Consider the following 12,919-nt stretch of genomic DNA (forward strand, 5'->3'; position numbering starts at 1 on the left):
TGATGTTGGGGGGCAATGGCATGGTGGATGTCTTGGTGGTGGGCGGGGGCAACGCGGCGCTGTGCGCGGCCCTGATGGCGCGCGAGGCCGGCGCAAGCGTGTTGCTGCTGGAGGCCGCGCCGCGTGAATGGCGTGGCGGCAATTCGCAGCACACGCGCAATCTGCGCTGCATGCACGACGCCCCGCAGGACGTGCTGACCGACGCCTATCCCGAAGAGGAATACTGGCAAGACCTGTTGAAGGTTACGGGCGGGCAGACCAACGAACACCTGGCGCGGCTGGTCATCCGCGAATCTTCCACCTGTCGGGACTGGATGCGCCGCCATGGCGTGAACTTCCAGCCGCCGCTGTCAGGCGCGTTGCATGTGGCGCGCACCAACGCCTTTTTCATGGGCGGCGGCAAGGCGCTGGTGAATGCCTATTACCGCAGCGCCGAAGCGCTGGGCGTGCAGATCCGCTACAACGCACCCGTGGATGCGCTGGAACTGGAAGACGGCCGTTTCAAGGCCGCGCGCATCGGCGACGAACGCATCGAGGCCCGCGCCTGTGTGCTGGCCGCGGGCGGCTTCGAGTCCAACCGCGAGTGGCTGCGTGAAGCCTGGGGCCAGAACGAGCGCGGTGAATGGCCGGCCGATAACTTCCTGATTCGTGGCACGCGCTTCAACATGGGCGTGCTGCTGAAATTCATGCTGGACGTGGGCGCGGACGGCATTGGCGACCCGTCCCAATCGCACTGCGTGGCCATCGACGCGCGCGCGCCGCTGTACGACGGTGGCATCTGTACCCGTATCGATTGCGTGTCGCTGGGCGTGGTAGTCAACCGTGACGCGGTGCGCTTCTACGATGAAGGCGAAGACTTCTGGCCCAAGCGCTACGCCATCTGGGGCCGGCTGACGGCGATGCAGCCCGGGCAGATCGCCTATTCCATCATCGACGCCAAGGCTATCGGCCGCTTCATGCCGCCGGTGTTCCCGGGTGTGAAGGCCGACACGTTGCCCGAGCTGGCCGACAAGCTGGGGCTGGACCCCGCCACCTTTGAACAAACCCTGCGCGACTACAACGCCGCCTGCCGCGTCGGCACGTTCGACCACACCGCACTGGACGACTGCCACACCGAAGGCATTGCGCCCGCCAAGACGCACTGGGCCCGGCCCATCGATACCGCGCCGTTCTACGGCTACGCCCTGCGCCCCGGCATCACCTTTACCTATCTGGGCTTGAAAGTGGACGACACTGCCGCCGTGCGCTTTAACGACGTGCCCAGCGACAACCTGTTCGTGGCCGGCGAAATGATGGCCGGCAACGTGCTGGGCAAGGGCTATACGGCGGGCGTGGGCATGTCCATCGGCACGGCGTTCGGCCGTATTGCCGGCACCCGGGCCGCTGCCGCCGCGCGCGCCCAGACCCTTGCGAAGAGCACGATATGAAGCAGCTTGAAGCCCTGGCCCGCGAGGCGCAGTCGTTTTCCACCGCCCATGCCGAGCCGTCCGCCGGCCCGGCCATGGCCGAACAACCCGTGCGCTGGCTGGGCAAGACCGCCAAGCCGCAGGCCGACCTGCTGACCGACGACGAAACCGAAGTCGCGCGCGTCATGCAGATATGCAACGCCTGCCGCTACTGCGAAGGCTTTTGCGCGGTGTTTCCGGCCATGACGCGCCGGCTGGAATTCGGCAAGGCCGACCTGAACTACCTGGCCAACCTGTGCCACAACTGCGGCGCCTGTCTGCACGCCTGCCAGTACGCGCCGCCGCATGAATTCGCGGTGAATGTGCCACAGGCCATGGCCAAGGTGCGGGTGCAGACCTACACCGACTACGCCTGGCCCGCCGCGCTGGGTACGCTGTACAAGCGCAATGGCTTGGCCTTGTCGCTGGCTACCGTTGGTGGCCTGGCGCTGTTCCTGGTGCTGGCCGTATTGATGGCGGGCGGGTTGTTTCATGAGCCCATGGCCGGCAACTTCTATGCCGTGTTCCCGCACAACACGTTGGCGCTGATGTTTGGCGTGGTGTTTGGTTTTTCGATGCTGGCCTTGGCAGTGGGCGTCACGCGCTTCTGGCGCAACGTCAGCCCGGGGGCGGCCTCTGGCGCGGCCGTGGCCGAAGCCGCGCACGACGCGCTGCGGCTGCGCTATCTGGACGGCGGCCACGGCAAGGGCTGCAACAACGCGGACGACGCCTTCACCTTGTGGCGGCGGCGCTTTCATCACTTCACGTTCTACGGATTCATGCTGTGCTTCGCGGCCACCTGCGTGGCCACGCTGTACCACTATCTGCTGGGCCTGCAAGCGCCGTATCCGTTCTTCAGCGCGCCGGTGCTGCTGGGCACGGTGGGCGGCATCGGCCTGCTGATCGGGCCAGCCGGCTTGCTGTGGTTGAACATCAAGCGCCACCCGCAGCAAGGCGATGCCGCGCAAAAACCGATGGACCGGGGCTTTATCGTGCTGCTGTTCCTGACCAGCGCCACCGGCCTGGCGCTGTTGGCCGGGCGCGATGGCAGCGCGATGGCGCTGCTGCTGGCCATCCACCTGGGCGTGGTGATGGCGCTGTTCCTGACCCTGCCTTATGGCAAGTTCGCGCACGGCATCTACCGCTCGGCCGCGCTGCTGAAGTGGTCCATCGAAAAGCGCCAGCCCAACAAGCTGCAACTTGGGTCCGACTGAACCGGCCCCATCCGCCACGGGCATGACGGCGCCCCGGCGAGGGCGCCGCATTCGATTACAAACGAGGAGACTTCAATGAGCCATAACCGCTTGCTGGCGCGCGTTGCGCTGGCCGCCTGTTTCACGCCGGTGCTGCCGGCGGTGCAGGCGCAAACCTTTCCGACCAAGCCCATCACGCTGGTCGTGCCGCACTCGGCGGGCGGCACGTCGGACATCCTGGCGCGCACCGTCGCGGCGGAAGCGGGCAAGACGCTGGGCCAGACCATCATCATCGAGAACAAGGGCGGCGCCAACGGCACCATTGCGGCCAAGCAGGTGGCCACGTCTGCGCCGGACGGCTACACGCTGCTGCTGGCCACCGCCAGCACGCACGGCATCAACCCGTCGCTGTACTCGCGCATTTCGTATGACGCGGTCAAGGACTTCACGCCCGTCACGCTGTTGGCGACGGTGCCGAACGTGTTGGTGATCGGCCCCAACGTCAAGGCCGCCAATGTGCAGGAGCTGATCGCCTACATCCGTGGGCAGGGCGACAAGACCAACATGGGTTCGGCGGGCGCAGGCACCCCGGGCCATCTGGCCGGCGAGATGTTCAAGAGCTCGTCGAAACTGACGTTCACGCACGTGCCGTACAAAGGCGGCAGCCCCGCCATTACCGATTTGATCGGCGGCCAGATCGACTTCATGTTTACGACCATTCCGGGCGTGCTGCCGCATGTGAAGGCGGGCACCTTGCGCGCGCTGGCGGTCACGTCGCCCGAGCGGTCGCCGGCCTTGCCCGATGTGCCCACGATGGCCGAGTCTGGCCTGCCGGGCTTTCAAGCGGTGTCGTGGCACGGCGTGGTGGCGCCCGCGGGCACGCCGGACGCCGTGGTCGCCACGCTGAACCAGGCCTTGAGCGGTGCGTTGGCCGCGCCCGCCGTGAAGCAACGCCTGATGGAAGAGGGCGCGCAGGCCTCCAACGTGAACACGGCCGCGTTCGGTAAGTTTATCCAGACCGAGATTGCGACATGGGCGCAGGCCGTGAAGGATTCCGGCGCGACGGCAAACTGAAGCAGGGCTGTGGCTGGCGGGGCGCATGCTAGGATTTCCGGCATGCTGAAAACCTTCTTGTTCACGCTGCTGGCGGCGCTGCCGGCAGCAGCCCTTGCCGCGAATCCTGTTGACGCGGGTCCTGTTCCGGCGAACGCCGCGCCCATGGATGTAGCCGCCACGGATGCCACCACCACGCGTTCATCCATTCCCTATGCGCTTCAATGTCTGTACGTCGCCAGGCAGGACGGCGGCATGCTGGAACCCGCCGATCAATGTGCGCGGGTGGAGGGTGACGCGGTCGTGTTCGCGGCGGATGCGCTTGGGCGCATGGACTTCAACGAGGATGGCTTGTCGCCGGTATTCACGCACGGATCGTGGCGCTGGGTGCGGCCTGACGGAAAATCGGTGGCGGTCGTCACCTACGACAATTTCGCGGACGACTTCGAAGGCGGCCTGACGCGCGGGCCCTGGTCGGGCGGCATGGCCTTTTACGACACGCAGCTTAACCGCGTGCTGGCCACCCCCTATGAATGGGTCGACCGCTACAGCGGCGGCCTGGCCGTGGTGTGCGAAGGCTGCCGCAAGGCGCACACGCCGGATGGCGAACACAGCTTCATGACGGGCGGCCAATGGGGCGCCATCGACCGCCGGGGCAAGCTGGCGCTGCCTTTGCGGCCGGATGCGGCATCGCTGTATCGCGAGGTCGAGGCGGCACGCTAACTCTGATCGCTCACCCCTAACCGCCCGCCAGCAGCTTGCCCAGTGTCGCCATGCCTTGTTCCATATCGGCGTTCCAGGGGTGCCCATGGTTCAAGCGCAGGAAATTCCGGAAGGCGCCCGACGACGAAAACAGCGGGCCCGGTGCGATGCTGATGCCGTGATCCAGCGCCGCGCGGTGAACCTTCAACGTGTCGATGTGCGCGGGCAATTCCACCCACACGAAATAGCCGCCAGCCGGGCGCGTGGCGCGCGTGCCCTTGGGAAAGTAGCGCGCTACCGCTTGCAGCAGTTCGCCTTGCTGCACGGCCAGTGCCTGGCGGAACTGGCGCAGGTGGCGGTCGTAGCCGCCCTTTTCCAGATAGGCGGCAATGGCGGCCTGCGTGGGCGCGGCGGTGGCCAGGCTGGTGGTGAGCTTGTTGCGCATGATCTTCTGCGTATAGCGTCCGCCCGCCACCCAGCCCACGCGGTAGCCGGGCGCCAGTGTCTTTGAAAACGACGAGCAGTGCATCACGATGCCTTCCTTGTCGAAGGCCTTGGCCGGGCGTGGCCGCTGTTCGCCGAAGTACAGTTCGCCGTAGACGTCGTCTTCAATCAGCGCGACGCCATGCCGGGTCAGCAGTCGGACCAGCGCTTCCTTTTTTCTGTCGGGCATCAGGCTGCCCAGCGGATTCTGGAACGTGGTCATCAACCAGCAGGCGCGCGGCCGGTGCTGCGTGATGGCGTCTTCCAGCGCTTGCAGGTCGATGCCTTCGCGCGGATGCGTGGCCACTTCGATGGCGTGGAGCTGGTTGCGTTCCAGCGATTGCAGCGCGGCATAGAACGTGGGGGATTCCACGATGACCGCATCGCCGGGCTGGGTCACCGCCGCCAGGCTCAGGTTCAGCGCGTCCAGCGCGCCGTTGGTGATGATGATGTCGTCCACCGGCACCGTCAGCCCATCGGCCAGGTAGCGCAACGCGATGGCGCGGCGCAGCGCCGCATCGCCCGGGCTGAGGTCGTCGATGGAACCCCAGGGGTCCAGCCGCTGTGCGGCAGACGCCATGAACTTGCCCAGCCGCGCGTAGGGCAGCAGCGACGGGCTGGGAAAGGCGGAGCCAAACGGCACCATGTCGCGGCGCAGCGTGGCGTTAAGCACTTGCAGCACGTTGTCGCTGACGTCCACCGGGTGTCGGCCGGCGGGGGCGCTGGACAAGCCGTCCAGCTCGGGCAGCGCGGCCTGCGGCGCGCGCAACACGTAGTAGCCGGACCGGTCGCGCGCGCGGATCAGGCCGCGCGCTTCCAGCAGGTAATAGGCCTTGAACACCGTGGACGGGCTGACGCCCCGGCTGGCGCTCGTCTGCCGTACCGAAGGCAGGCGGTCGCCCACTTGCAGCAAGCCCGAACTGATTGACGCGGTGATGTCTTCCGTCAGCCTTTCATAGCGCTTCATGGTGGCTCCGATTCAAAGGGAAGAGGGTGGGGCAAGCACGGGCGGACTCATGTCGACATGCCGACGACGCGCATCAGCAGCCGCAGCGCGTAGGCCGCCACGCCTAGCGCCGCGACGCTGGTGGCCCAGATCAGCGCCAGCCACAGCAGGCGGCTGCGCCACGACGCAGGGGCCGGGCGGGCGGCGTCAGGGGGTGTCGTCAAGGCAGGCATCAATGAAACTCCTCGCCGGTGCGGACCTTGCCGCGAAATACGTAGTACGACCAGGCGGTATAGGCCAGGATAATCGGAATGATCAGCAGCGCGCCGACCAAGGCGAAGCCCTGGCTTTGCGGGGGCGCGGACGCCGTCCAGATCGAGATGTCAGGCGGAATGATGGCGGGCCAGATGCTGATGCCCAAGCCGGTGTAGGCCAGGAACACCAGCGCCAGCGACAGCAGGAATGGGCCGGCGGCGGGCGTACCGCGCACGCGCCGGATCAAGTCATAGCCGGCGGCGGCCACCAATACCGGCACAGGCAAGAACCAGAACATATTGGGCAGGCTGAACCAGCGCTGCGCGATATGCGGCTGCGCCAGCGGCGTCCACACGCTCAGCACCGCGATCACGGCCAGCAGCGTGAACGTGAGCGGCCGCGCGATGCTGCACATGTGGCGGTGCAGCCGGCCTTCGGTCTTCATGATCAGCCAGGTGCAACCCAGCAAGGCGTAGCCCACCACCAGGCCCAGGCCGGTGAACAGCGAGAACGGGCTGACCCAGTCCCACGCACCGCCCTGATAGGCGCGCCCCACCACGGCGATGCCTTCGATGTAGGCGCCCAGCGTCACGCCCTGGAAGAACGTGGCCGTGACCGAGCCGAACACGAAGGCAAGGTCCCAGTACCGACGATGGTGTTCATCGGCCTTGAAGCGGAATTCAAACGCCACGCCGCGAAACACCAGGCCCAGCAGCATGAACACCAGCGGCAGGTGCAGCGCGCTGAGTATCACGGAATACGCCAGCGGAAAGGCCGCCATCAGGCCCGCGCCGCCCAGCACCAGCCAGGTTTCGTTGCCGTCCCAGACGGGCGCCACGGTGTTGACCATGACGTCGCGTTCATCGCGGTCGCGGATCAGCGGAAACAGGATGCCGATGCCCAGGTCAAAGCCGTCCATCACCACGTACATCATCACGCCAAACAGGATGATGACGGCCCATATCAATGCAAGGTCGATGCCCATGGCGTCAGACTCCCGAAGGCTTGCGTGGCGCGGCTTCGATGCCGGCCAGCGTGGAGGCGGCGGACAGCGGGCGCGAGGGTTGGCGCGCTTCGCCCGGGCCGCCCGACAGCGGCGCGTGGCCGGGGGCGGGGCTGGGACCCATGCGGATCAGGCGCAGCATGTACGACACGCCGGCGCCGAACACCAGCAGGTACACGGCCACGAACAAGGCTAGCGTCAGCGTCAGTTCGCCAACGCCATGCGGTGTGGCCGCGTCGGCGGTGCGCATCACGCCGTAGACGATCCACGGCTGGCGGCCGATTTCGGTCACGTACCATCCGGCCAGCATCGCGACGATGCCCGATGGCCCCATCCACAGCGCAAAGCGTTGCAGCGCGCGCGATTCATACAGCCGTCCGCGCCAGCGCGTCCATAGCGCCCAGCCGGCCAGCAGAATCATCAGCATGCCCAGCCCAGCCATGATGCGAAACGACCAGAACACCACAGTGGCGTTGGGCCGATCTTCGGGCGGATACGACTTCAGGCCGGGAAACTGGCCGTCCCAGCTATGCGTCAGGATCAGGCTGCCCAGGCGCGGGACGTTCAGCGCAAAGCGCGTTTCTTCGCGCTCCATGTCGGGGATGCCGAAGAGCGTCAGCGGCACGCCCGCGCCCGGTTCATTTTGCCAATGGCCTTCAATGGCGGCGATCTTCGCGGGCTGATGCTTAAGCGTGTTCAAGCCATGAAAGTCGCCCACCACGGCTTGCAGTGGCGCCACCAGCAACAGCATGCCCATCGCCATGGCGAACATCTTCTTCACGGCGGGGCTGCGGTCTCCGCGCAGCAGATGCCAGGCGCCGGACGCGCCCACCATCAACGCGGTCGCCAGGAACGCGGCGATGCCCATGTGCGCCAGGCGGTACGGAAACGAGGGGTTGAAGATCACGGCGAGCCAGTCGGTGGGCACGACGCGCCCGTCCAGGATTTCGTAGCCGGCGGGCGTCTGCATCCAACTATTGGACGCCAGGATCCACGTGGCCGACACCAGCGTGCCCAGCGCCACCATGATGGTCGAGAAAAAGTGCAACCCCGGGCCCACGCGCGTCCAGCCGAACAGCATCACGCCCAGAAAGCCCGCTTCCAGGAAGAAGGCGGTCAGCACTTCGTAGGCCAGCAGCGGCCCTGTGATGCTGCCCGCGAAGTCCGAGAAAAAGCTCCAGTTGGTGCCGAACTGGTACGCCATCACCAGGCCGGACACGACGCCCATGCCGAAGTTGACGGCAAAGATCTTGGTCCAGAAGTGGTAAAGGTCGCGATAGACGGGCTTGCCCGTGCGCAGCCAGAAGCCTTCAAGTACAGCCAGGTAGCTGGCCAGGCCTATCGTGATGGCGGGAAATACGATGTGAAAAGAAATGGTGAACCCGAACTGTATTCGGGCAAGCAATAGCGCGTCGCCATGCATAGCGGTCTTCCTGATAAGCGGTGTCCTACGCTTTGAACGGTAGATCCGGGGCGCGAAGTAGTACAGATTCAGAATCCGGATAAAAAAGCGGATCAGTTTGATCGGAGGGATGCCTGAAACCAGTCAGGACGCAGGCCGTGGTGCTGTGCTTCGCTGGAATGCAGGTGGCGCATATGGCCCCGAATTAGCAGATCAGGTTGGTCAGGGCGGGGTAGTACGGCGGCTTCCGGCCCGGGCCGGGCCACGGTTCCCGCCAGCGGTCCGTTCGGCTACGATGAGAGCCCGCTGTTGGAACAACCTTCATTGACGTTTGCCGCAGGGCGCCGTCCTTCGCCCAGAGATACCGGATAGTTATGAGCATGACCAAAACGAAGGGCACGTCCGGTAAAGCCCAGGCCTTGCCGCACCGCATCCGCGATCAGTTGCGTTACGAAATCCTGACGGGCGCCTTGCCCGCGGGCACCCCGCTCAAGCAGGACGCCCTGGCCACGCGCTTCCAGGCCAGCCGCATTCCCGTGCGCGAAGCGCTGCGCCAACTGGAAACCGAAGGCCTGGTGGCGTATCACCTGAACCGGGGCGCCGTCGTCATCCGCATGGACGTGGACCAGATCTGCGAACTGCTCGACATCCGCATCGCGCTGGAAGGCTATGCCGTGCGCGCGGCCGTGCCCAATATGGCGCGGGCTGACCTGGATACGTTGGAGGCCATCCTCAAGGCCTACGACGAGGCCGATTCCGTGTCGGAATGGGCCGAACTGAACCGCCGCTTCCATCTGGCTTTGTGCGCGCCCGCGAACAACACGCGCTTGCGTCGGCTGATTGAGGAATACGGCTTGAATACCGACCGCTACACGCACGAGATGATGTCGCAGGCCACCGGCAAGGAAGGCCCGCAGTCGGACCACTACCGCATCCTGGAAGCCTGTCGTCAGCAGGATGGCGCGTTGGCGGCGCAGTTGGTTGAAGCGCACATCATCGAAACCAAGAAGAACCTGGTGGCCATGCACCGCATGCGCCAGGACGGCTGAACGGCTGAAGGCCCGCGCGCGGCGGGCCTTCAAGACGTGTAGACGGAACCCACCTACGCGGCGCGCCCGCCCAGATACAGCTCGCGCACAAGGATTGCCGGACCGGGGTCTGGTGGGGGCCGGCGGTGCTTGAAAGACCGGGGCAAGGGCGCACGCGGTTCACATAAACCGCGTTTCAGCCACTGGGTTGCACCTTTGTCCCACCCTTGAAACAACCGCGCCCGCCGACGGAGTCCGTGGGCGGGCGCGAAGCCGGGCGGGTCAAATCCGTCAATACATGTGCTGACCGCCATTCATGGCAACGTTGCTACCGGTCATGAAACCCGCCGCGTCGCTGCAGATGAAGGCCACCAGCGCGGCGATTTCTTCGGGTTGGCCAAGCCGCCCGACCGGGATCTGCGGCAGTATCTTTTCCTTCAACACGTCTTCGGGCACCGCCTGCACCATGCGCGTGTCCAGATAGCCGGGCGATACGGTGTTGACGGTGACGCCTTTGCTGGCCAGTTCCAGCGCCAGCGCCTTGGTGAAACCATGAATGCCCGCCTTGGACGCGGCGTAGTTGGTCTGGCCGAAGGCGCCCTTGCTGCCGTTCACCGATGAAATGTTCACGATGCGGCCCCAGCCGCGCGCCGCCATGCCGCCGCATAGCGGCTGCGTCATGTGGAACAGGGAATCCAGGTTGCTGTGCATGACCTCGGTCCACTGTTCCAGGCTCATCTTGGCCAGCCGGGCATCGCGCGTGATGCCCGCGTTGTTGACCAGGATGTCGATGGTTCGCCCGTCGTGTTCCAGTTGGTGCATCAGCGCCTGGCACGAGGCATGGTCGCCCACGTCTACCTGGTACAGCGCGAAGCGGCGGCCGCGCGATGCTTCATCTTCCGCCCAGGCGCGCGCGGCGGCTTCGTTGGAGTGATAAGTGGCGATGACATCGTGGCCAGCGTCGTGCAGGGCCAGCGCAATGGCCCGGCCCAGGCCGCCCGCGCCGCCTGTCACCAGTGCGGTGCGTTTAGGCGTCATGATGCGCCCCTGCTGGGCTGGCGTCGCGCATGGCCGAGCATGCGGCGGCCATCTGGTCGGACAGGGCTGACCACATCTGCGTCATCGGCGACGTGGCCAGCGCCATGCCGCCGCCGGTGGCAAGCTTGAACCAGCCGCTCATGGCTTCGCCCAGCCCGGCTGCCAGCGTCGCTTGTTCTTCCAGTGCGGCGTGGGTGATGGCCTGGCTGGCGTCCAATTGGCATTGCCATTGCTTGCGCGCGATGTCGCCGATTGCGGGCGCGATGTCCTGCCAGGCGCCGGAATGCTGTAGCGGCCCCAGCGTCGCCAGGTACTTGGTGGCGTTGTCGTCGGCCAGGCGTCGGCCCAGCTCCATCCAGCGTTGTTGGCTTTCTTGCGCAAGCTGCGCCAGGCGCTGGCAATAGGCGGCGTTGGCGCCGACGATTCCGTGGGAAGGGGAGGCAGTAGGTTTCTTCATCATCCGTCCTTGTCAAAGTGGGTAAGGGGTAACGAATCAGTCCTCAAGCCGTCAGGTCGGGGCGGCCGGCGCCGTGCGTGTGGCGTGCGTTAACAATAGCGCAGCGCAGACCCGCAACACCAGTCTGCGTCCGCCACCTCTTTGTCGCCTGACGCAGCGCGCAAACGCCGCATGGCGGGCGATACGGGCCGTGCAGAAATGGCGCCAAAGTAACTTGACGTTACTTCGCGCCTGGTGTGTCATGCATCGACGCCATCCATCGGCGCCCCAATACACGCGGCCTTCGCGCTGCCCTGGAACTTCTCGACGAGGCGAATTTGTCCACATCAGGAATGACGGTTCGCGTGCCGTCCTGGAGATACCTGCCGGTGGCGTTTGCCTTGGTGCTGCCGACCGTACTGTGCTCCGTCGAGACCTGGATTTACGCCAAGAAGCAGCAGCGCACGGAAGCCGAGGCGGCTGCGCAGATTGTTCGCGTGCAAATGGAGAACATGCTGGAGCAAGCCTGGCCCGTGCTGGACCAGGTGGCGGAACTGACGCCGCGGCCCTGCGCGGAGGTATTGCCGCAGCTACGGCGCTTGGGCACGCTGAACCCGTATTTTCGTGCTCTGGTTCTGTCCAACGATCGGCACCTCTATTGTTCGTCGGCCGTGGGCGAGGTGGATTTCGCGCTGGGCGATCTGCGCAAATGGCCCAGCGAAGGCACACCGGATCGCTGGCTGTTTTCGGTGGCGGGCACACCCTTGGCGCCAGATCGCCCCGCCATCCTGCTGGGCAAGCCGGGCGCGCCGGGATACAGCGGCGCGGTGGCCGTGGATGGCCGCTACGTGCTGGACCTGCTCAACGCCGTGGCCACCTTGGGCGACTATGGCATGGAATTGATCGTAGGCAAGGGGGCGCCGATCCACAGCGATTCCTGGCATGCGTCCGATGCCAATGTGCAAGCCGTGTACGACGAGGTCACGCGCAACAACGGGCGCGTGGCGCTGACCATCCATGTCAAGGCGCCCACCGCCAACCTGATCGACGCCTGGCAGCAGCTATTGCTGAGCTATCTGCCCGTGGCGTTGTTGATTGGCGCGGGCCTGGCGTTCGCCGCCTATCGGCTGCAATTGAATCGCCTGTCATTCAAGGAGCAACTGCGTCGAGCCATGCGCGCCGATGAATTCCAGGTGCACTATCAGCCCGTGTATGGGCAACTGACGGGGCAGTGCGCGGGCGTTGAAGCGCTGATGCGTTGGAACCGCCCGGGCGTGGGCTTCGTGCGGCCGGACATCTTCATTGCCGCGGCCGAGGCGGAAAACATGATCATCCCCTTGACCCAGCATTTGCTGCGCTTGATCGAGCGCGACATGCAGTCCTGGACGACGCCGCCCGACTTTCATGTGGGCGTGAACATCGCGCCCGAACATCTGTCCAGCAACGTGCTGGTGAAAGACATCCAGGCCTTCGTGGCCAAGGTCGCGGCGCGCCGGCCGTTGATCGTGCTTGAGATCACCGAGCGCAGCCTGATCTCGGACAGCGGCCAGGCACGCCGCAATATCGATACGCTGCGTGCCGCGGGCGTGCGCGTGGCCATTGATGATTTCGGCACCGGGCACTGTTCGCTGTCGTATCTGCAGAAATTTCCGGTGGATTATTTGAAGATCGACAAGGGCTTCGTACAGGCGATCATGCCATCCGGCGAAGAGGCGCCCGTGCTTGACGTGATCATCACGCTGTCGCACCGACTGAACCTGGCGGTGGTGGCCGAAGGGGTTGAAACGCAGGCGCAGTTTGAATATCTGACGGCGCGCGGCGTCGCCTTCATCCAGGGCTATTTGTTTGCACGGCCCATGCCGTCCGCTGATTTCGTGCCCTGGTATGCGGGGCACTCGCCGCCCGGCGAGCGGGTGGCATCGCTGCCCTAGATGC

The 12,919-nt window shown here is 65.5% G+C and carries 12 protein-coding genes; 6 read left to right on the forward strand and 6 right to left on the reverse strand.

Annotation, left to right across the window (positions count from 1 at the left end; translation table 11 throughout):
- Positions 1-20 precede the first annotated feature (20 nt).
- The 4 genes from tcuA (at position 21) to WBR68_RS13525 (ending at position 4,414) form a co-directional block, all read left to right on the forward strand.
- A complete protein-coding gene (gene tcuA, locus WBR68_RS13510; RefSeq protein WP_230694509.1) occupies positions 21-1,427 on the forward strand; it encodes an FAD-dependent tricarballylate dehydrogenase TcuA in 1,407 nt (468 codons plus the stop codon).
- Positions 1,424-2,659 (forward strand): tricarballylate utilization 4Fe-4S protein TcuB, encoded by a 1,236-nt coding sequence (gene tcuB / locus WBR68_RS13515; protein ID WP_255696046.1) that lies wholly within the window; start codon positions 1,424-1,426, stop codon positions 2,657-2,659. Before tcuA ends, tcuB begins: the two co-directional genes overlap by 4 nt.
- Positions 2,660-2,734: 75 nt before the next feature.
- Positions 2,735-3,712: a Bug family tripartite tricarboxylate transporter substrate binding protein gene (locus WBR68_RS13520; protein ID WP_230694510.1), complete on the forward strand. Its 978-nt coding sequence runs from the start codon at positions 2,735-2,737 to the stop codon at positions 3,710-3,712.
- 42 nt (positions 3,713-3,754) lie between these two features.
- Positions 3,755-4,414: a hypothetical protein gene (locus tag WBR68_RS13525; protein ID WP_230694511.1), complete on the forward strand. Its 660-nt coding sequence runs from the start codon at positions 3,755-3,757 to the stop codon at positions 4,412-4,414.
- Positions 4,415-4,430: 16 nt separating this feature from the next.
- Here the strand turns inward: WBR68_RS13525 and WBR68_RS13530 are convergent, their stop codons facing one another.
- The 4 genes from WBR68_RS13530 to WBR68_RS13545 are packed head-to-tail and all read right to left on the reverse strand — an operon-like array spanning position 4,431 to position 8,503.
- Positions 4,431-5,843, reverse strand: coding sequence for an aminotransferase-like domain-containing protein (locus WBR68_RS13530; RefSeq protein ID WP_127185820.1), 1,413 nt, complete (start codon positions 5,841-5,843; stop codon positions 4,431-4,433).
- A 47-nt stretch (positions 5,844-5,890) separates the two neighbouring features.
- Entirely contained in the window at positions 5,891-6,055 is a 165-nt protein-coding gene (locus WBR68_RS13535) for a DUF2474 domain-containing protein (RefSeq protein ID WP_230694512.1), read from the reverse strand.
- A complete protein-coding gene (gene cydB, locus WBR68_RS13540) occupies positions 6,055-7,062 on the reverse strand; it encodes a cytochrome d ubiquinol oxidase subunit II (protein ID WP_230694513.1) in 1,008 nt (335 codons plus the stop codon). The genes WBR68_RS13535 and cydB overlap by 1 nt, the downstream gene beginning before the upstream one ends.
- 4 nt (positions 7,063-7,066) lie before the next feature.
- The gene (locus WBR68_RS13545; RefSeq protein ID WP_230694514.1) at positions 7,067-8,503 is read right to left on the reverse strand and encodes a cytochrome ubiquinol oxidase subunit I; all 1,437 of its coding nucleotides are present in this window, start codon (positions 8,501-8,503) and stop codon (positions 7,067-7,069) included.
- A 359-nt stretch (positions 8,504-8,862) separates the two neighbouring features.
- Here WBR68_RS13545 and WBR68_RS13550 point away from each other — a divergent pair, with 359 nt between their 5' ends.
- Positions 8,863-9,531: a GntR family transcriptional regulator gene (locus WBR68_RS13550; RefSeq protein ID WP_230694515.1), complete on the forward strand. Its 669-nt coding sequence runs from the start codon at positions 8,863-8,865 to the stop codon at positions 9,529-9,531.
- Between the two features lie 270 nt (positions 9,532-9,801).
- Here the strand turns inward: WBR68_RS13550 and phbB are convergent, their stop codons facing one another.
- Entirely contained in the window at positions 9,802-10,548 is a 747-nt protein-coding gene (gene phbB, locus WBR68_RS13555) for an acetoacetyl-CoA reductase (RefSeq protein WP_050449435.1), read from the reverse strand.
- On the reverse strand, positions 10,538-11,005 hold the full coding sequence (locus tag WBR68_RS13560) for a hypothetical protein (RefSeq protein ID WP_342490501.1): 468 nt from the start codon (positions 11,003-11,005) through the stop codon (positions 10,538-10,540). The genes phbB and WBR68_RS13560 overlap by 11 nt, the downstream gene beginning before the upstream one ends.
- Before the next feature lie 344 nt (positions 11,006-11,349).
- On the opposite strand from WBR68_RS13560, the gene WBR68_RS13565 reads away from it, so the two are divergent.
- A complete protein-coding gene (locus tag WBR68_RS13565; protein WP_342490502.1) occupies positions 11,350-12,915 on the forward strand; it encodes an EAL domain-containing protein in 1,566 nt (521 codons plus the stop codon).
- The last annotated feature ends 4 nt before the right edge of the window (positions 12,916-12,919 follow it).

The sequence above is a fragment of the Achromobacter sp. JD-1 genome (assembly GCF_038594925.1).
GTDB classification, from domain to species: domain Bacteria; phylum Pseudomonadota; class Gammaproteobacteria; order Burkholderiales; family Burkholderiaceae_B; genus Achromobacter; species Achromobacter spanius_C.